General features: G+C 50.5%; 21 protein-coding genes. 12 read left to right on the top strand and 9 right to left on the bottom strand.

What is annotated here, in order from left to right; translation table 11 throughout:
* The first annotated feature begins 105 nt into the window (after positions 1–105).
* Positions 106–591, top strand: coding sequence for an ATP-independent periplasmic protein-refolding chaperone Spy (spy, locus tag ACO7SM_RS12450; RefSeq protein WP_490467804.1), 486 nt, complete (start codon positions 106–108; stop codon positions 589–591).
* A 163-nt stretch (positions 592–754) separates the two neighbouring features.
* Positions 755–1330: an environmental stress-induced protein Ves gene (ves, locus tag ACO7SM_RS12445; protein WP_490467803.1), complete on the top strand. Its 576-nt coding sequence runs from the start codon at positions 755–757 to the stop codon at positions 1328–1330.
* A 66-nt stretch (positions 1331–1396) separates the two neighbouring features.
* Here the strand turns inward: ves and nadE are convergent, their stop codons facing one another.
* Entirely contained in the window at positions 1397–2233 is an 837-nt protein-coding gene (gene nadE, locus ACO7SM_RS12440; protein WP_490467802.1) for an NAD(+) synthase, read from the bottom strand.
* Between the two features lie 226 nt (positions 2234–2459).
* Here nadE and osmE point away from each other — a divergent pair, with 226 nt between their 5' ends.
* The 8 genes from osmE to cedA all read left to right on the top strand — a co-directional run bounded on the left by osmE (position 2460) and on the right by cedA (position 8818).
* Positions 2460–2798 carry an osmotically-inducible lipoprotein OsmE gene (gene osmE / locus ACO7SM_RS12435; protein WP_490467801.1) on the top strand — a complete coding sequence of 113 codons (339 nt, stop codon included), beginning with the start codon at positions 2460–2462 and terminating at the stop codon, positions 2796–2798.
* A gap of 303 nt (positions 2799–3101) precedes the next feature.
* Complete coding sequence (gene chbB / locus ACO7SM_RS12430; protein ID WP_490467800.1) at positions 3102–3422, top strand: PTS N,N'-diacetylchitobiose transporter subunit IIB; 321 nt, start codon at positions 3102–3104, stop codon at positions 3420–3422.
* 78 nt (positions 3423–3500) lie between these two features.
* The gene (chbC, locus tag ACO7SM_RS12425) at positions 3501–4859 is read left to right on the top strand and encodes a PTS N,N'-diacetylchitobiose transporter subunit IIC (RefSeq protein ID WP_490467799.1); all 1359 of its coding nucleotides are present in this window, start codon (positions 3501–3503) and stop codon (positions 4857–4859) included.
* Between the two features lie 61 nt (positions 4860–4920).
* Positions 4921–5268 carry a PTS N,N'-diacetylchitobiose transporter subunit IIA gene (gene chbA / locus ACO7SM_RS12420; protein WP_490467798.1) on the top strand — a complete coding sequence of 116 codons (348 nt, stop codon included), beginning with the start codon at positions 4921–4923 and terminating at the stop codon, positions 5266–5268.
* 11 nt (positions 5269–5279) lie between these two features.
* A complete protein-coding gene (gene chbR, locus ACO7SM_RS12415; RefSeq protein ID WP_490467797.1) occupies positions 5280–6122 on the top strand; it encodes a transcriptional regulator ChbR in 843 nt (280 codons plus the stop codon).
* A gap of 126 nt (positions 6123–6248) precedes the next feature.
* Entirely contained in the window at positions 6249–7598 is a 1350-nt protein-coding gene (locus tag ACO7SM_RS12410; protein WP_490467796.1) for a 6-phospho-beta-glucosidase, read from the top strand.
* A 12-nt stretch (positions 7599–7610) separates the two neighbouring features.
* A complete protein-coding gene (gene chbG, locus ACO7SM_RS12405) occupies positions 7611–8369 on the top strand; it encodes a chitin disaccharide deacetylase (RefSeq protein WP_490467795.1) in 759 nt (252 codons plus the stop codon).
* 206 nt (positions 8370–8575) lie between these two features.
* The gene (cedA, locus tag ACO7SM_RS12400) at positions 8576–8818 is read left to right on the top strand and encodes a cell division activator CedA (RefSeq protein WP_490467794.1); all 243 of its coding nucleotides are present in this window, start codon (positions 8576–8578) and stop codon (positions 8816–8818) included.
* Between the two features lie 61 nt (positions 8819–8879).
* On the opposite strand, the gene tcyP is transcribed toward cedA, so the two are convergent.
* The 4 genes from tcyP to hxpB all read right to left on the bottom strand — a co-directional run bounded on the left by tcyP (position 8880) and on the right by hxpB (position 12656).
* Positions 8880–10271: a cystine/sulfocysteine:cation symporter gene (gene tcyP, locus ACO7SM_RS12395; RefSeq protein WP_490467793.1), complete on the bottom strand. Its 1392-nt coding sequence runs from the start codon at positions 10269–10271 to the stop codon at positions 8880–8882.
* 135 nt (positions 10272–10406) lie between these two features.
* The gene (locus ACO7SM_RS12390) at positions 10407–10994 is read right to left on the bottom strand and encodes a metal-dependent hydrolase (protein ID WP_203358013.1); all 588 of its coding nucleotides are present in this window, start codon (positions 10992–10994) and stop codon (positions 10407–10409) included.
* 96 nt (positions 10995–11090) lie between these two features.
* The gene (kduD, locus tag ACO7SM_RS12385) at positions 11091–11852 is read right to left on the bottom strand and encodes a 2-dehydro-3-deoxy-D-gluconate 5-dehydrogenase KduD (protein WP_490467792.1); all 762 of its coding nucleotides are present in this window, start codon (positions 11850–11852) and stop codon (positions 11091–11093) included.
* 135 nt (positions 11853–11987) lie between these two features.
* Positions 11988–12656: a hexitol phosphatase HxpB gene (gene hxpB / locus ACO7SM_RS12380; RefSeq protein WP_490467791.1), complete on the bottom strand. Its 669-nt coding sequence runs from the start codon at positions 12654–12656 to the stop codon at positions 11988–11990.
* A 149-nt stretch (positions 12657–12805) separates the two neighbouring features.
* Between hxpB and ACO7SM_RS12375 the strand changes: the two genes are divergently transcribed.
* Positions 12806–13345 (top strand): YniB family protein, encoded by a 540-nt coding sequence (locus ACO7SM_RS12375; protein ID WP_490467790.1) that lies wholly within the window; start codon positions 12806–12808, stop codon positions 13343–13345.
* Positions 13346–13434: 89 nt separating this feature from the next.
* On the opposite strand, the gene ACO7SM_RS12370 is transcribed toward ACO7SM_RS12375, so the two are convergent.
* From ACO7SM_RS12370 to pfkB, 3 genes are all read right to left on the bottom strand, one after another.
* On the bottom strand, positions 13435–14295 hold the full coding sequence (locus ACO7SM_RS12370; RefSeq protein ID WP_490467789.1) for a fructosamine kinase family protein: 861 nt from the start codon (positions 14293–14295) through the stop codon (positions 13435–13437).
* A 106-nt stretch (positions 14296–14401) separates the two neighbouring features.
* The gene (gene ghoS / locus ACO7SM_RS12365; RefSeq protein WP_490467788.1) at positions 14402–14692 is read right to left on the bottom strand and encodes a type V toxin-antitoxin system endoribonuclease antitoxin GhoS; all 291 of its coding nucleotides are present in this window, start codon (positions 14690–14692) and stop codon (positions 14402–14404) included.
* Positions 14693–14795: 103 nt separating this feature from the next.
* On the bottom strand, positions 14796–15728 hold the full coding sequence (pfkB, locus tag ACO7SM_RS12360) for a 6-phosphofructokinase II (protein WP_490470941.1): 933 nt from the start codon (positions 15726–15728) through the stop codon (positions 14796–14798).
* A gap of 288 nt (positions 15729–16016) precedes the next feature.
* Between pfkB and ACO7SM_RS12355 the strand changes: the two genes are divergently transcribed.
* Positions 16017–16775 (top strand): DUF481 domain-containing protein, encoded by a 759-nt coding sequence (locus ACO7SM_RS12355; protein WP_490467787.1) that lies wholly within the window; start codon positions 16017–16019, stop codon positions 16773–16775.
* A gap of 174 nt (positions 16776–16949) precedes the next feature.
* Here the strand turns inward: ACO7SM_RS12355 and yniD are convergent, their stop codons facing one another.
* Positions 16950–17057 (bottom strand): small membrane protein YniD, encoded by a 108-nt coding sequence (gene yniD / locus ACO7SM_RS12350; protein WP_162379854.1) that lies wholly within the window; start codon positions 17055–17057, stop codon positions 16950–16952.
* Between the last annotated feature and the right edge of the window lie 285 nt (positions 17058–17342).

Below are 17342 nucleotides of genomic sequence, written 5' to 3'. Positions count from 1 at the left end.
GTTGCTCTGACTTATTGACGAATAAGCCAGTAAAGTGAATCTCGTCAACACGGCACAGCCTCATTAGGAATGCCGTAAAAATAACTGAAAGGAAGGATAAAGATTATGCGTAAATTAACTGCACTGTTAGTTGCCTCTGGACTGGCGCTGGGCGCTGCAAACCTGGCGCACGCTGCTGACACTTCCAGCGCGGCCACCACTGACGCAAAACCGATGATGCACCATAAAGGTAATTTCGGCCCGCATCACGATATGATGTTTAAAGACCTGAACCTGACCGATGCGCAGAAACAGCAGGTTCGCGAAATCATGAAAGGCCAGCGTGATCAGATGAAACGTCCGCCGCTGGAAGAACGCCGCGCGATGCATGACATCATTGCCAGCGACACCTTCGATAAAGCCAAAGCCCAGGCGCAGATTGCCAAAATGGAAGAGCAGCGTCAGGCGAACATGCTGGCGCACATGGAAACCCAGAACAAGATCTACAACATTCTGACCCCGGAACAGAAAAAACAGTTTAATGCTAATTTTGAGAAGCGTCTGACAGAACGTCCGGCGCATGAAGGTAAAATGCCTGCATCTGCCGAGTAATCTCGCAGTCAACCTTCAAGACCGCCGGCCCTGTTCACAACACGTTTTTACGAGGTGGACAGGGTCGGCGGTTTTTCTTTATTTCTCGCTAAGGTAAATCCTCACTGCTGCCGATAACGATACCGTGCATGAATATGGCGCACCGCATCTTTCAGGAGTGACGATGGAATACTTTGATATCCGTAAAATGCCGGTAAACCTCTGGCGTAATGGGGCGGGTGAAACGCGAGAAATTTGCTGTTTTCCACCGGCGACGCGTGATTTTCACTGGCGTGCGAGCATTGCCTCCATTGCCGGAAACGGTGAGTTTGCGCTTTTCCCCGGCGTGGAGCGCGTGATTACGCTGCTGGAAGGGGGCGAAGTGACTCTGGACGGCGGCAATACCTTTATCCACACGCTGAAACAGCATCAGCCGTTTACCTTTGCGGGCGAACATGCGGTGAAAGCGAAACTGACGGAGGGGAAAATGTCGATGGATTTCAATATTATGACCCGCCGTGATTGCTGCCAGGCGAACGTCAGAGTTGCCGACCGCTCCTTTACGACATTTGGCTCACGCGGCGGTGTGGTGTTTGTCATTAGCGGGGCCTGGCAGTTGGGCGAAAAATTACTCACTGCCGATCAAGGGGCCTGCTGGGATGATGGGCGTCATACGCTGCGGTTGTTGAAATCTGAGGGGAAACTGCTGTTTAGCGAGATAACCTGGCTGGCAGGTCATGCGCCCGCGTCGGTGCAATAATTTCACATTGAGCTGCGGGCAATGGCAGGCCGAATAGAGGACGCGCTATCCGGCCTGACGTGACGGTCAGCGGTCGCTTTTTTTCCAGAAATCATCAAAAACGGTAATCGGCGTACGGCGCTTGTGCTCCGTCTTCAAATACCAGCCTTCAATAATTTTTGCCGTTTCAGCCGCCAGCGTTTTTCCTTCCAGATAATCATCAATATTGTCATAGGTGACGCCTAACGCGGCTTCATCGGGAAGCGAAGGGCGATCGTCTTCGAGATCGGCGGTAGGCGCTTTCTTATATAAATGCTCAGGACAACCCAGGGCGGCAAGCAGTTGTTTCCCCTGACGCTTATTCAGACGAAAAATAGGGTTGATATCGGTACCGCCGTCACCGTACTTGGTGAAGAACCCGGTCAGTGCTTCTGCTGCATGATCGGTTCCCACCACCACGCCGCTGGTCATCCCGGCGATGCTGTACTGGGCTTTCATCCGTTCACGGGCTTTCTCGTTGCCGCGGACAAAATCACTTAACTCAATACCCGCTTCACGCAACGCCTGTTCGCTGGCCAGCACGGCGCCTTTGATATTGACGGTCAATACGCGGTCAGGCTGAATAAAGGTGATGGCATCCTGGCAGTCTTGTTCATCAGCCTGTACGCCATATGGCAGACGCACGGCAATAAATTGCAGAGCCGTATTCCCCGTTTCTTCCCGTAGTTCCGTGATTGCCATCTGGCATAATTTACCGGTTAACGTTGAGTCCTGACCACCGCTGATCCCCAGCACCAGCGACTTCAAAAAGGGGTAGGTGCTCAGATAGGATTTTAGAAAATCCACGCTGCGACGAATTTCTTCTTCGGCATTAATGTGCGGTTTTGCGCCAAGCGCCTGGATAATCTTTTGCTGCAGAGTCATTCAACCCCTCCGAAACGATCAAAGTAATCACGATGTGATAAAGCTAACGCTTTGCTGTGCAAACGACAAGGCTCACTGGCGCGAGTGGCGCAATTTGCGGCGTAAAAAGAGAACATTTGGCCTAAAGAGAATTTTCCGAAACAACTATCGTAACAAGAGTAAGCTTGAAAAATGGTTTGATGTATTCCAGGCTTATATAACACGCTGATAAACAAGAGGACGGAAAATGAACATGAAAATGGCAGGAATTCTAAGCGCAGCGGCTGTAATGACGATGTTGGCAGGGTGTACGGCATATGATCGTACCAAAGACCAATTTGTCCAACCCGTCGTCAAAGATGTGAAGAAAGGCATGAGCCGGGCGCAGGTTGCACAAATTGCCGGGAAACCTTCTTCTGAAGTGAGCATGACCCATGCTCGTGGTAGTTGCCAGACATATATTCTGGGTCAACGGGATGGTAAAACAGAAAGCTATTTTGTTGCGCTGGATGACACCGGGCATGTCGTTAACTCGGGTTACCAGACCTGTGCAGAGTATGACACCGACCCGCAGACAGGCAAGTAGTCCCCCCTGTCTGGTGCCTGAGCATCTGAGAGAACCGGCCATTGCGCCGGTTTTTTTATGGTGACGATAATCTTATTTATTATCGCGAATTATTTGCCCAAAATGTGAGGGCAGTCATAACACAAGGTCAATGAGAGACAATTTGTTAGGTCAATGAAATACCATCCCCAGGTTCGATACCGTATACTCATTTCAGCCACCTAAAAAAGTAATTTCGGTTACGCAAGTTACCCAGGGCATGGATGCAGGTTAAGGCTTGCGCAATGTCTGGCTGACAGATAATCGCACATGAGGAACGTTTTTATGGAAAAGAAACACATTTATCTGTTTTGTTCTGCCGGCATGTCGACATCGTTACTGGTATCGAAAATGCGTGCTCAGGCTGAGAAATACGAAGTTCCGGTCATTATTGAAGCATTTCCTGAAACACTGGCCGGAGAAAAGGGACCTGTCGCAGATGTCGTTTTATTAGGTCCGCAAATTGCTTATATGCTGCCTGAAATTCAGCGTCAGTTACCAGGCAAACCTGTAGAAGTAATTGACTCGCTGCTGTATGGCAAAGTCGATGGTTTAGGCGTGCTTAAGGCTGCTGTTGCAGCAATTAAAAAAGCCGCTGCAAATTAATTTTAAATTTTCCCGTCAAAGAGTAATTTCATATACACATGTGCCGTAAATCTTTGCGGCCTTTAAGGGTATTTTTCTATGAGTATAGCCATTGCATCGCTTGAAAAGGTACTCCTTCCCTTTGCAGTTAAAATAGGAAAACAACCGCATATTAATGCGATCAAAAACGGTTTTATTAAGATTATGCCGTTGACCCTCGCAGGGGCAATGTTCGTTCTTATTAATAACGTATTTTTAAGTTTTGGCGAAGGCTCTTTCTTTTATTCGATGGGCGTGCGTCTGGACGCATCAACCATTGAGACTTTAAATAGTTTTAAATCCATCGGCGGTAGCGTTTACAACGGTACGCTGGGAATAATGTCGCTGGTGGCGCCGTTTTTTATTGGTATGGCGCTGGGCGAAGAACGTAAAGTTGACCCAATGGCCGCGGGATTGCTGGCGGTCGCTGCTTTTATGACAGTCACGCCTTATAGCGTAGGTGAAGCCTATGCGGTCGGCGCGAACTGGCTGGGCGGCGCTAACGTTATTTCCGGTATTATTATCGGTATCGTTGTCGCTGAGATGTTCACCTTTATTGTTCGCCGTAACTGGGTTATTCGTTTGCCCGATAGCGTGCCGGGTTCCGTATCACGCTCTTTCTCCGCGTTGATTCCTGGTTTTATTATTCTGTCCATCATGGGCATTATCTCCTGGGCTCTGGCGCACTGGGGAACCAACTTCCACCAGATGATTCTGGACACCATCTCCACTCCGTTGGCTTCGCTGGGCAGCGTCGTGGGCTGGGCGTATGTGGTCTTTAATACGCTGTTATGGTTCTTTGGTATCCACGGCTCGCTGGCGCTTTCCGCGCTTGAAGGCGGGATCATGACGCCGTGGGCGCTGGAAAACGTCTCTCTGTATCAACAGTACGGTTCCGTCGATGCCGCGATCGCTGCTGGACACACTTTCCACCTGTGGGCGAAGCCGATGCTGGACTCGTTTGTTCTGCTGGGCGGGTCGGGTGCGACGTTAGGTCTGATTATCGCCATCTTTATCGCGTCTCGCCGTGCTGACCATCGTCAGGTTGCGAAACTGGCGCTGCCAGCGGGTATCTTCCAGATTAACGAACCAATTCTGTTTGGTTTGCCGATTATCCTGAACCCGGTGATGTTTATTCCCTTTGTTTTGGTTCAGCCGATACTGGCGGCGATCACGGTTACGGCATATTACATGGGGATTATCCCGCCGGTAACCAACATTGCCCCCTGGACGATGCCAACCGGTTTAGGCGCATTCTTTAACACCAATGGCAACGTTGCCGCCTTACTGCTGGCTCTGTTTAACTTAGGCGTATCAACGCTGGTTTATCTGCCATTCGTGATAATTTCCAATAAAGCGCAAAACGTGATTGAGGAAGAAGAAAGCGAAGAAGAGATTGCCAACGCACTGAAATTCTAAATCAAATTCTAAATTGAGTCCGGCATGGTACGCCATGCCGGGACACACCAGAGGACGGATTATGATCGATCTCGACAATATCGTGGATACGCAGTCAGAAGCGGAAGAACTTGAAGAAGTAGTAATGGGGCTTATCATCAACTCTGGGCAGGCTCGCAGCCTGGCATACGCCGCGCTTAAGCAGGCAAAGCAGGGTGATTTTGACGCCGCAAAAGCGATGATGGAGCAGTCACGCATGGCGCTCAATGAAGCGCATCTGGTGCAGACGAAACTGATTGAAGGCGATCAGGGTGAAGGTAAAATGAAAGTCAGTCTGGTTCTGGTACATGCGCAAGACCATCTGATGACATCAATGCTGGCGCGTGAACTGGTCACTGAGTTGATAGAGCTTCACGAGAAGTTGAAATAGCGAGGGGTAATATGATGCAGCTACAGGTTAACGCTCCGGAAATTGCGACCGCTTTTGAGCAGCAGCTTTTTAACGGCAAAAATTTCCATGTGTTTATCTACAACAAAACTGAGAGCATCAGTGGGCTGCACCAGCATGATTACTATGAGTTTACCCTGGTATTAACCGGTCGCTATTATCAGGAAATCAACGGCAAACGGGTGTTACTGGAGCGTGGAGACTTTGTTTTTATCCCTCTGGGGTCGCACCATCAAAGTTTTTACGAATTTGGCGCCACGCGTATTCTGAATGTCGGCATCAGTAAACGTTTTTTTGAACAGCATTATCACCCTTTATTACCGTTTTGTTTTGTAGCATCGCAGGTGTATCGGGCTAACAGCGCCTTTCTCACCTATATCGAAACAGTGATTGCGTCGCTCAACTTTCGTGATAACGAACTGGATGAGTTTATAGAAGTGGTCACCTTCTATATCATTAATCGGTTACGGCACCACCGGGAAGAGCAGGTGATTGGCGATATTCCACAATGGCTTAAAGTCACCGTGGAGGGGATGCACGACAAAACACAGTTTGGCGAAAGTGCGCTGGAAAATATGGTATACCTGTCCGCAAAATCCCAGGAATACCTGACCCGTGCGACCCAGCGTTATTACAGCAAAACGCCGATGCAGATTATTAATGAAATCCGTATCAATTTTGCGAAAAAACAACTGGAAATGACCAACTATTCGGTAACCGATATCGCTTACGAAGCGGGATACAGTAGCCCAAGCCTGTTCATTAAAACCTTTAAAAAACTGACGTCATTTACGCCAAATAGCTACCGAAAAAGATTGACTGAAATAAATCAATAACGATTTATTTATTTGTCTCAATTATTTTAAAGCTTGCCCGAAAATAATGCCGGGACGCCATGCGACTGTCCCGTATTTGGGCGAAGCATAATACACGCCAGTGTTTTAACACTGAAGGGAGATATTATGAGCCAGAAATTAAAGATCGTCACCATTGGTGGCGGGAGCAGCTACACCCCTGAATTACTTGAAGGATTTATTAAACGTTATCACGAATTACCGGTTTCCGAATTATGGTTGGTCGATGTAGAAGGCGGCAAAGAGAAACTGGATATCATTTTCGATCTTTGCCAGCGCATGATCGACAAAGCTGGCGTACCGATGAAGCTGTTTAAGACTCTCGATCGCCGTGACGCGTTAAAAGGGGCTGACTTTGTCACGACCCAGTTGCGTGTGGGTCAACTGAAAGCCCGCGAACTGGATGAGCGTATTCCACTCAGTCAGGGATATCTTGGTCAGGAGACTAACGGTGCTGGCGGTTTGTTCAAGGGGCTGCGTACCATTCCGGTTATTTTTGACATCATCAACGATGTGGAAGAACTCTGCCCGAATGCGTGGGTGATTAACTTTACCAACCCGGCAGGAATGGTGACTGAAGCCGTTTATCGCCACACCAGCTTCAAGAAATTTATTGGCGTGTGCAATATTCCGGTCGGCATGAAGATGTTTATTAATGACGTGCTGAGATTATCGGAAGACGACGATCTGTCTATTGACCTGTTTGGTTTGAACCACATGGTCTTTATTAAAGATGTGCTGGTGAACGGGAAATCACGGTTTGCCGAACTTCTGGACGGCGTCGCCTCCGGTGAGTTGAAAGCGTCAACGGTGAAAAATATTTTCGACCTGCCGTTTAGCGAAGGGTTAATTCGTTCTCTGAATCTGCTGCCGTGCTCTTATCTGCTGTATTACTTCAAACAGAAAGAGATGCTGGCCATTGAATTAGGTGAATATTATAAAGGCGGCGCTCGCGCGCAGGTTGTACAAAAAGTGGAGAAACAACTTTTTGACCTTTATAAGAATCCAGAACTTAACGTGAAGCCGAAAGAGCTTGAGCAACGTGGCGGGGCGTATTACTCCGACGCCGCCTGTGAAGTGATTAACGCAATCTATAATGACAAGCAGACTGAACATTATGTCAACATCCCGCATCATGGGCATGTCGATAATATTCCGGCTGACTGGGCGGTGGAAATGACCTGTACGTTAGGGCGCAATGGCGCAACGCCACATCCGCGTATTACGCATTTTGACGAGAAAGTGCTGGGTCTTATCTATACCATTAAAGGGTTTGAAGTCGCGGCAAGTAAGGCGGCGCTGAGCGGTGAATTTAATGATGTTTTGCTGGCGCTTAACCTAAGCCCGCTGGTGCATTCTGACCGTGATGCGGAGAGCCTGGCGCGCGAACTGATTCTGGCGCATGAAAAGTGGCTGCCTCATTTTGCGGACTGTATTGAAAAGCTCAAAGAACACTAACAGAGGTTGGCTATGGAACGCTTATTGATTGTGAATGCGGATGATTTTGGTCTGAGCAAAGGGCAAAACTACGGCATTGTGGAGAGTTTTCGTCATGGCGTGGTCACCTCCACGACCGCGCTGGTCAATGGTGACGCTATCGATCATGCCGTTCAACTTAGCCGCGACGTCCCTGAGCTTGCGGTGGGGATGCATTTTGTTCTGACGCTGGGGAAACCGTTAACACAGATGCCAGGGCTTGCCCGTGATGGCCGTCTGGGGAAATGGATCTGGCAGATGGCAGAAGAAGACGACTTGCCGCTGGACGAAATTTCGCATGAACTGGAATGTCAGTATCAGCGTTTTATAGAACTGTTTGGCAAAGCGCCAACGCATCTGGATAGCCATCACCATGTCCATATGTTCCCGCAGATTTTCCCGCGGGTGGCGCATTTTGCCGCACAACAGGGTGTTGCATTGCGTATCGATCGCCAGACGATATTTAAAGATACCGATTTGCCGATGGCGCTGAGAAGCCCGCAAGGGTTTAGTAGCGAGTTTTATGGTGAGGCGATTTCAGAATCACTTTTTTTGCAGGTGCTTGACGCTTCAGCAGGAAGAGGTGAGTCATCACTTGAAGTCATGTGTCATCCGGCCTTTGTCGACAATACACTTCGTCAGAGCGCCTATTGTTACCCCCGCTTGACTGAGCTTGATGTGCTTACGTCCCCGTCATTGAAAAATGCCATTGCGGAACGTGGGTATCGTCTCGGCAGTTTTCTTGATGTATAGAGCCTGAGTTTGCGGCGCGATAAGGCGCCGCTTTTTTTTATTTCACCCATGCTTTATGTTTGCTGCCCGCGATTTCCCCTTCAACTTTCCCACCCGCGATCGCCACGATGCGTGTCACCGCACACGCAGGACAGGACGCCGGGGGGCAAAATCGGCTAAGATAGTGTTTTTGTGATTTTTTGAATTTGCCTTTAGTGAAACAACTGATGATGAAACCTCTTCGCCAACAAAATCGCCCGGTGATCAGCTATGTTCCACGCGTAGAGCCTGCGCCGCCGGATCACGCGATAAAAATGGAGTCATTTCGTGACGTGTGGATTATGCGTGGAAAATACGTCGCATTTGTCTTAATCGGGGAGTCGTTTCAGCGCTCGCCTGCGTTTACCGTGCCGGAGTCGGCGCAGCGCTGGGCAAATCAGATCCGCCAGGAAAATGAGCTGGCGGAATAAGGGGATATAAAAAAACCGCCTGTAGGAGATACAGGCGGTTTTTTCACATCATCAGAGTGGATTAGTGATGAGCCAGTTCGGCATCATCCTCGCTGTCCAGAATGGTTTTATCGGTTTGCTTCAGCCATTGACTGGTCAGAGTACCGGCCGTCATTGAGCCACTGACATTCAGCGCAGTACGCCCCATATCGATCAGCGGTTCGACGGAAATCAACAGGGCAACCAGCGTGACCGGCAGCCCCATGGCGGGCAGAACGATCAGCGCGGCGAACGTCGCACCGCCACCCACACCCGCAACACCCGCAGAGCTTACGGTGACGATACCCACCAGCGTGGCAATCCAGACAGGATCCAGCGGGTTAATTCCAACGGTAGGCGCCACCATGACAGCCAGCATTGCCGGGTACAGACCCGCACAGCCGTTCTGACCAATTGTCGCACCAAAAGAGGCCGCAAAGCTGGCGATAGATTCCGGTATGCCCAGACGACGCGTTTGCGCTTCAACGTTCAACGGAATTGACGCGGCGCTGGAACGGCTGGTGAAGGCAAAGGTCAGGACGGGCCACACTTTGCGGAAATACTTCAGCGGGCTGACGCCGTTGACGCCCAGCAGTACGCCATGTACCGCAAACATAATCGCCAGGCCAAGATAGGACGCCACCACAAAGCTTCCCAACTTGATGATGTCCTGCAGGTTAGAACCCGCCACGACTTTGGTCATCAGCGCCAGCACGCCATAAGGCGTTAACTGCATAACCAGACGCACCAGTTTCATTACCCAGCTTTGCAGGGTATCGATGGCGGTTAACACGCGCTCGCCCTTCGGCGCGTCATCTTTCAGCAGTTTCAGCGCCGCAACACCGAGGAACGCGGCGAAAATGACCACGCTGATGATCGACGTCGGGTTCGCCCCGGTCAGGTCGGCAAACGGGTTTTTCGGGATGAATGACAACACCAGTTGCGGTACGCTGAGGTCGGCCACTTTGCCCACATAGTTGGTTTCAATCGCCGTCAGACGCGCGGTTTCTGCACCACCCTGTACCAGACCTTCCGCAGTCAGACCAAACAAATTGGTCACCAGTACCCCCACCAGTGCGGCAATCAGCGTGGTGAACAGCAAGGTGCCGATGGTCAGAAAACTGATTTTTCCCAGTTGAGAGGCGTTGTGTAAACGCGCTACCGCACTCAGGATCGAGGCGAAGACCAGCGGCATAACAATCATTTGCAGCAGTTGCACATAGCCGTTACCGACAATGTTGAACCACTGAACTGAATCTTTTAAGACCTGACTGTCAGACCCGTAAATCGTATGCAGGGCAAGGCCAAAGACCACGCCCATGACCAGACCCACCAGTACTTTCTTTGCCAGACTCCACTGTTTGTGACGGGCTTGCGCCAGCACAAACAGCAGCACAACGAACACCACGATGTTCGCAATTAATGGAAAATTCATCCCCGTTCTCCTGATCTTCTTATTTGTATCGCTTCGTTTCAGCGATTCTGTTGCCGCAAGATTAGCAGAACTGTGAGTTGCCTCTTATATTCAAATGGAATTGTTTATGCCAAAAACGACAGTTGCGTCGATTTACTAATCGATTTGGTGATTTATAAAACGGTTGAACTGGAATTGCAGCGTATTAATCATATGCGAAGACCAGCGTACAGCACTGTTTTCGGGGATTGTCTGCGGCATCCACACGGCCCAGGCAAACAGCGCCATGCAGAGAAAACGCTCCAGTTGGTTGCCTTTTTGCGGAACCAGTATTGGCAGACGGAAGCGCCAGCGACACGGCCAGAGCAGAGGGACGCCCGCCGGGGTTAGCATGTCGGCCAGAATATGGCTTAAGTAACCCAGCACCATGCCCTGCAGGGCATCGGCCGGGATTATCCAGCTTTCGGGGACTTTCAAATAAAACGTCGTCAGCAGCGCGAAGACCGCCAACAGACTGTGGGTAAACCCTCGATGGCCAAAGGCCCTGGCAATCGGTTTGGAGATCCATTTTAACCGCTGCCCGAGCAATGATTTTGGATGATCAATATCCGGCAACAGGCAGGTCAGAATTGCTGAAGGGACAATATGCCACCAGTCGCCCTGCGCAAGCACGGGCGTAAGCTCGGCATTTTTGGCAAATACCGCACAGGCAATTGAAAAAAGGAGGTGGCCTTCCGCCGTCATGATAGAACCCATTAAACTGTCAATTCATACAGTATAGGGTTTTTGTACAGTAGGCGGAAGAGGTGACGTTGTAACCCTATGTCACAAACGTGGTGATTAGCGTGCCAGCCAGCCACCGTCAACGGCAAGGGTATAGCCGTTGATGTAGGCAGACGCGTCTGATGCGAGAAAAACCACCGGGCCTTTCAGGTCGTCAGGCGTTCCCCAACGTCCGGCCGGAATGCGATCGACGATTTCTTTGCTGCGCCCGGCATCATCGCGCAACTGCTGCGTATTGTTTGTGGCCATATAACCCGGTGCGATGGCATTGACGTTGATCTGATGTGGCGCCCATTCATTGGCCAACAGGCGGGTAAGACCCAGCACACCGCTTTTAGACGCGGTATAAGAGGGGACACGGATCCCACCCTGGAAAGAGAGCATGGAGGCAATATTGATGATTTTGCCACCGTGGCCTTGCTGTAAAAACTGGCGTGCGACGGCTTGTGAAAGAAAGAAGACCGATTTGAGATTCAGGTTCATCACGTCATCCCAGTCTTTTTCGCTGAAAGAGAGCGCATCGTCGCGGCGAATCGTCCCGGCGTTATTGACCAGAATATCCACCCGCCCGAATGTCGCTACCGTCTGGCTAACGATATCAGCGATAGCACTTTGCTCGCTCAGGTCGGCCTGAATCGTCATAAATTGCCTGCCCAGCGCTGCAATTTTCGCTGCCGTCTCGTGGGGGATCTTGCGGTTCACACCCACGATGTTGCAGCCTGCCTCGGCAAGCGCGACGGCCATACCTTGACCCAGCCCGGTATCGCAACCGGTGACGATTGCTGTTTTTCCCGTCAGATTAAACGCATCCAAAATCATACTTACCTCGGCTACCCATGTTTATCAGCGATAACGAATGAAAGAAGAATAGAAGAGGATGCGGAGGAATACAATAAAAATGAAACGCTGTTTTAAAAAGCAGAAGGAGGGGCAATGCACGATTGCCCCTGACGGTTAGCCCCGTAAATGGGCGGCCGTAAGACAGGATAAAGAGGTCAGCTTCACGTCGGCGAGGGCAAAACGTGCATCGTGTTGACCCTCTTCAGCGGGAACGACGATGGAGCGCATACGTGCGGCTTTCGACGCCACCATGCCGTTGACAGAATCCTCCAGCGCGACACAGGCTAAGGGGTCGATGCCCAGTTTGGTTGCGCAGTCGATGTAAACCTGCGGGTGCGGCTTGCTGTAGGGAAGTTTTTCCGCTGAGGCGAGGGCGTCGAAACTGTCGCGCAGATCAAACATAGTCAGGACTTTTTCCAGCATATGCAGCGGGGACGCTGACGCCAGCCCGACCAACAATCCCTGAGATTTGCACAGCGCAACGGCCTCACGTACGCCAGGCAGCAGTGGGCGTGTTTCCTCTACCAGTGAAATCGCCCGCGCGATGACCCGGTCAGTGACTTCCTGACGGTCAGCGCCTTTCCAGGGCTGCTGTGCGTACCACAGGTCGACAACCATATCGATACGTAAACCCAGGGTGTCCGGAAGTTCATGGCGGCGGGCGATATCTACGCCTAAACTTGCCATCACATCCAGTTCGGCCTGATCCCATAGCGGCTCGGAATCGATCAGTAATCCATCCATATCAAAAATTGCAGCAAGAATATGACGCGGGGTTGACATCACAACTTCTCCTGTTGAGATTAAAACGTAGGGTAATGAGCGTTCATTATGGAAGCTACCGTATCATACCGTCTTTAAAGAACGGGCGAAAATAGTTATCAGCAGGTAGACTTAAGGCCAAAACGGCGCGTCTTTACCAAGGGGAACTCATGACGTATCAACAAGCTGGACGCATTGCTATCTTAAAAAGGATTCTGGGATGGGTGATTTTCATCCCTGCGCTGATTTCTACGCTGGTGTCGGTATTGAAATTTATGTACGCCCGCAGCGAGAAGCAAGAGGGGATTAATGCAGTGATGCTCGATTTTGCCCACGTGATGATCGACATGATGCGCGTTAATACTCCGTTTCTGAACCTGTTCTGGTACAACTCACCGACGCCGGATTTTCAAAATAGTCTCAATGTGATGTTCTGGCTGATTTTCGTCTTGATCTTCATCGGCCTTGCGTTGCAGGACTCTGGCGCCAGAATGAGCCGTCAGGCGCGTTTTCTTCGTGAAGGCGTTGAGGACCAGTTGATTCTGGAGAAAGCCAAAGGTGAGGAAGGGATCTCGCGTGAGCAGATAGAGTCGCGTATCGTCGTGCCGCATCACACCATCTTTCTGCAGTTTTTCCCGCTGTACATCCTGCCAGTGATTATTATCGTGCTCGGCTACGTCTTCTTTTCTCTGCTGGGATTTGTTGGGTAAAAATAATACCGGATGGTGACGAAAGCCCCATCCGGTCAGGGGGAGCGTGGTTGTGTGCCCGATAAGCGTTGCGCCATCGGGCATACGCCCTACGCAGCCAACAGTCTGTCCATGGCTTTTTGCGCAATCACCAGGTGCTGACCACCAAACAATCTCGCCCGGTTTAGCAATGTATACAGCTGATAGACAGCCTGGCGATCCAGAAAATCTACCGGTAATGGGGAAACTGACTGGTAGCCATCATAGATCTGCGGAGGTTGATCGGTATGCAGCGGCAGCATCGCCAGATCGCACTCTCTGTCACCCCAGTAGCAGGCAGGGTCAAAGATATAAGGCCCATTTGGACCCAGCGCACAGTTTGCAGACCACAGATCGCCATGTAAAAGTGAGGGCTGTGGTTGGTGCGAGGAGAGTCGCTGTTGAATATGTTCAACAATAGCGTCGATGTTACCGAACGCTATTCCTTTTTCTGCAGCCAACTCTAGCTGCCAACCGATACGTTGTTCTGCGAAAAAGGTCGACCAGCGTCGTTGCCATGCGTTGGGTTGCGGCGTGGTAGAAAGTGCATTATCGAAATCAAGACCAAATTGCGGTTGTTCGCTCCATGCGTGTAAATGGGCGAGTTGTTGACCCAGAATAAACGCATTATGGGCATCCAGCGGACGGGGTGGGAGATAATCCATTACCAGGAAACTGTAGTCTCGGTCTGAACCGACGGCCCACACTTTTGGCACCGTAACGGTTTTACTGCGAGAGAGCAATTCCAGTTGGTCAGCTTCGGCCGTAAAGCCCGGAAGGAGTTCTCTTTCATCACACTTAACGAAAAAATCACGTCCCGCGTAGCGTAAATGCCATGCGGCATGGATCTCTCCGCCAGGCAGTTCATTACGCAGTTCGATTTCGCCTTCACCTAATTGCTCGCTTAAAAGACGACTGATAGCCTGCCACATGATGTCTCTCCCCATGTTGTCTGCCAGATCATAAGGTTAGCGCATAAATGCGGTAAAAAAACACGAACTGACGCACACCTGAGACGCGTCGTCGCGGTAATGGCACTTATTGTTTGTCTTTTCGCCACTCCTCCCATGTGGAAACGGAAATTCCAGGTTTATTGCCTAACGCACTTTCAGCCAGCCCTGCGGTGAGTGCCGTCACCTCTTCTTTACTCAGTGCGCTAATCAGACCAAAGGTGTTTGTGCCCAGCTCATGTACGTTTCCGTCTTCATCGGTCAGGGTCAGCAAGAAACCACCGCGTGTAAGGTGGTTATTAAGCTCATTGATTTCCGTTAAGGAGTGCTCATGAAACGTTACGGTTACGACGTAACGGGTGATATCACCACCGGCCATAATTCACCTCTTTGTAATCACATGACTTTTCAGCATAGACGGAGAATCACTATGCTGACAGGTTTGTCGGCGAATCCCCTCACAATTAAGGAGAGGAAAGCCGTTAAGATTGCGTCAGATACGCATAAATCTTTTGGGTATCCTCAGCGGAGCACAAACGCGTTCCCTGATTGAGGGTCGCTGCGCTCCCTGCGGCAACACCGAACCGCACCATATCTTCCAGAGACGCATCCTCAGCCAGTTTCAGCGTCATGGCGCCAACCATGCTGTCACCCGCACCCACGGTGCTTTGACTTTTCACCGGCGGAGGGACGACCTGAACGCAACTGTCGGCGTCGACCGCCAGCGCACCTTGTGGGCCCAGAGAAACAACAACCCGATGCGCTTTACCGCTTTGCACAATCTCCCGGGCCGCATTACGCACGTCATCAGGTTGGGTGAGTTCACGGTTGACCAGCGCGCTCAGTTCTTTTTGGTTGGGTTTAACCAGTTCAATATTGCCGATATCTAAGGCTGCGCGGAGGGCGTCGCCGGAACTGTCAACAATGCAGCGAATGCCTTGTTTCTGCGCCGCCGATATCAACTGCGTGAGTTTTTCAAGCTTAACGCCGGGCGGTAAACTGCCGCTGATAACGAGCAACGCGCCTGATTCAATTTCGAGAACCTGTTCTTCAAGCAGTTGAAATTCTTTGTCGCTCAGCGATGCCCCGGGCATCACGAAGCGATATTGCTCGCCGCTGGAGCCGACATGGACATGCAAATTCTGGCGGGTCCAGTCTTTGGCGTCGACGGTTGCGACGGGAACATGTTCATCGGCCAATAGGGCGACCAGGTGTTCGCCGGTGGCACCGCCCGCGGGGAAAATCGCGGTGGCGGTACCGCCAAGATGTGAAATTGCACGGGCAACGTTGATACCGCCGCCGCCGGGCTCAAAAACCGGTGACGTGCAGCGGAGCTTCCCTTCGGGGTAGATTTGCGGAGTGAGTGTTGCGCTATCGAGAGAGGGCGCAAGTGTTAACGTATAGATACGTACCATCATTACCTCCTGTTAGGCTGAATTCAGTCTGGCACCGAACGCCTGGAAAGTGAAGTAATTAACGGTATGATTTATTGGCTATTTATTCAAAATTTGCGCTATGTGTAGATATAAATAATTTATTGATTCAGGAACGCCCTTATTCAAAAAATGAAATAAGAATTCATTGCTATGTTATTCGAGCCTTTTTATAATTTGTTACCTTTCCGGCGATCGCTTGTCTTTGATCCCTAAGAAGGTTTCCGGGACCGTCATGGTCTCTTTTTTTGTTGTACGGACTCTTTATAAATGAAGCTTTTGAAGACAGTACCCGCTGCATTAATGCTGGCGGGTGGCGTCGTTGCGTCAATGCATGCCGCCGCCGATGATTCCGTTTTTACTGTCATGGATGATCCCACCACCGCGAAGAAACCTTTTGAAGGTAACCTGAATGCGGGATACCTTGCTCAGTCAGGCAATACCCAAAGTTCTTCCTTAACGGCAGATACCACCATGACCTGGTACGGTCAAACCACCGCATGGTCACTGTGGGGGAATGCCAGCAACACCTCGTCGAATGATGAGCGTTCTTCAGAAAAATATGCTGTAGGCGGGCGTAGCCGTTTTAACACCACCGATTATGATTATCTGTTTGGCCAGGCGAGTTGGCTTACCGACCGCTACAACGGCTACCACGAGCGTGATATTGGGACGGCAGGGTATGGTCGGCAGTTTCTCAATGGCCCGGTACACAGTTTCCGTTTTGAATTCGGCCCCGGCGTTCGTTATGACGAACGCACGGATGATACGACGGAAACTCAGCCACTCGGTTATGCGTCGGGCGCTTACGCCTGGCAGATGACGGATACCACTAAATTTACGCAGGGCGTGTCAGTGTTTGGGGCGGATGACACCACGCTCAACTCGGAGACGGCGCTCGATGTCGCCATCAATGAACATTTCGGCTTAAAGGTTGCGTATAATGTAACCTGGAACTCCGAACCGCCGGAAACCGCGCCAGAGCATACGGATCGCCGTACGGTAGTCTCTTTGGGTTATAAGATGTAAATATGCGCCGGGTCGTTTACAGGCGATCCGGCCGTTTTATAATGCGACGTTATATTTTATTCTTTGCAGAAATTAATTTTAGTCATCGCTGGCGAAGTCATATAAACGCATACTGGCGTTTTATTATTGCGCAGGGAATATACAACGCTTAACGTTCCGTCCTTATTCTGAAGGTTAGCCCCAGATCATCGCCGCCCAGCGTAACAGAAGCATCGCACCACAAATGGCAATCAACACGACCACCATCTTCCAGTGTTTTTTCGCAAAGCGGTTCGTCGGCATTATCCTTTTCCTGTTAAATTCAAACTGATTTTCTTAGTGTAACAAAGTCGCGGCAAGTCAGTGAGTTGATTTACATCATAGAGATCAGTGTGATTGCGGCTTTGAACGACCGTCAATGCCGTGTACACTGTCAAACGGTGTTATCAAAAAGCGGATGTAGGTTACGGTATCGCCACGTGGGTGGTGCGTGACATATTTCGCAGAGTGAAGCGGGAATCAGTCCATAACTTTTTGATAAATTTAACGTTGAAACTTTGTATGTGATCTTTCGTGTGGGTCACCACT

The organism is Citrobacter sp. LJND-P06, from assembly GCF_058188415.1.
Note: the sequence above shows the minus strand (reverse complement) of the source record. Positions and strands in the feature narration are given on the sequence as shown.

Bases quoted from the DNA above. Each gene is read 5' to 3' on its own strand.
- spy (WP_490467804.1), top strand. From the start codon at position 106: ATGCGTAAATTAACTGCACTGTTAGTTGCCTCTGGACTGGCGCTGGGC.
- ves (WP_490467803.1), top strand. From the start codon at position 755: ATGGAATACTTTGATATCCGTAAAATGCCGGTAAACCTCTGGCGTAAT.
- nadE (WP_490467802.1), bottom strand. From the start codon at position 2,233: ATGACTCTGCAGCAAAAGATTATCCAGGCGCTTGGCGCAAAACCGCAC.
- osmE (WP_490467801.1), top strand. From the start codon at position 2,460: ATGAACATGAAAATGGCAGGAATTCTAAGCGCAGCGGCTGTAATGACG.
- chbB (WP_490467800.1), top strand. From the start codon at position 3,102: ATGGAAAAGAAACACATTTATCTGTTTTGTTCTGCCGGCATGTCGACA.
- chbC (WP_490467799.1), top strand. From the start codon at position 3,501: ATGAGTATAGCCATTGCATCGCTTGAAAAGGTACTCCTTCCCTTTGCA.
- chbA (WP_490467798.1), top strand. From the start codon at position 4,921: ATGATCGATCTCGACAATATCGTGGATACGCAGTCAGAAGCGGAAGAA.
- chbR (WP_490467797.1), top strand. From the start codon at position 5,280: ATGATGCAGCTACAGGTTAACGCTCCGGAAATTGCGACCGCTTTTGAG.
- ACO7SM_RS12410 (WP_490467796.1), top strand. From the start codon at position 6,249: ATGAGCCAGAAATTAAAGATCGTCACCATTGGTGGCGGGAGCAGCTAC.
- chbG (WP_490467795.1), top strand. From the start codon at position 7,611: ATGGAACGCTTATTGATTGTGAATGCGGATGATTTTGGTCTGAGCAAA.
- cedA (WP_490467794.1), top strand. From the start codon at position 8,576: ATGATGAAACCTCTTCGCCAACAAAATCGCCCGGTGATCAGCTATGTT.
- tcyP (WP_490467793.1), bottom strand. From the start codon at position 10,271: ATGAATTTTCCATTAATTGCGAACATCGTGGTGTTCGTTGTGCTGCTG.
- ACO7SM_RS12390 (WP_203358013.1), bottom strand. From the start codon at position 10,994: ATGACGGCGGAAGGCCACCTCCTTTTTTCAATTGCCTGTGCGGTATTT.
- kduD (WP_490467792.1), bottom strand. From the start codon at position 11,852: ATGATTTTGGATGCGTTTAATCTGACGGGAAAAACAGCAATCGTCACC.
- hxpB (WP_490467791.1), bottom strand. From the start codon at position 12,656: ATGTCAACCCCGCGTCATATTCTTGCTGCAATTTTTGATATGGATGGA.
- ACO7SM_RS12375 (WP_490467790.1), top strand. From the start codon at position 12,806: ATGACGTATCAACAAGCTGGACGCATTGCTATCTTAAAAAGGATTCTG.
- ACO7SM_RS12370 (WP_490467789.1), bottom strand. From the start codon at position 14,295: ATGTGGCAGGCTATCAGTCGTCTTTTAAGCGAGCAATTAGGTGAAGGC.
- ghoS (WP_490467788.1), bottom strand. From the start codon at position 14,692: ATGGCCGGTGGTGATATCACCCGTTACGTCGTAACCGTAACGTTTCAT.
- pfkB (WP_490470941.1), bottom strand. From the start codon at position 15,728: ATGGTACGTATCTATACGTTAACACTTGCGCCCTCTCTCGATAGCGCA.
- ACO7SM_RS12355 (WP_490467787.1), top strand. From the start codon at position 16,017: ATGAAGCTTTTGAAGACAGTACCCGCTGCATTAATGCTGGCGGGTGGC.
- yniD (WP_162379854.1), bottom strand. From the start codon at position 17,057: ATGCCGACGAACCGCTTTGCGAAAAAACACTGGAAGATGGTGGTCGTG.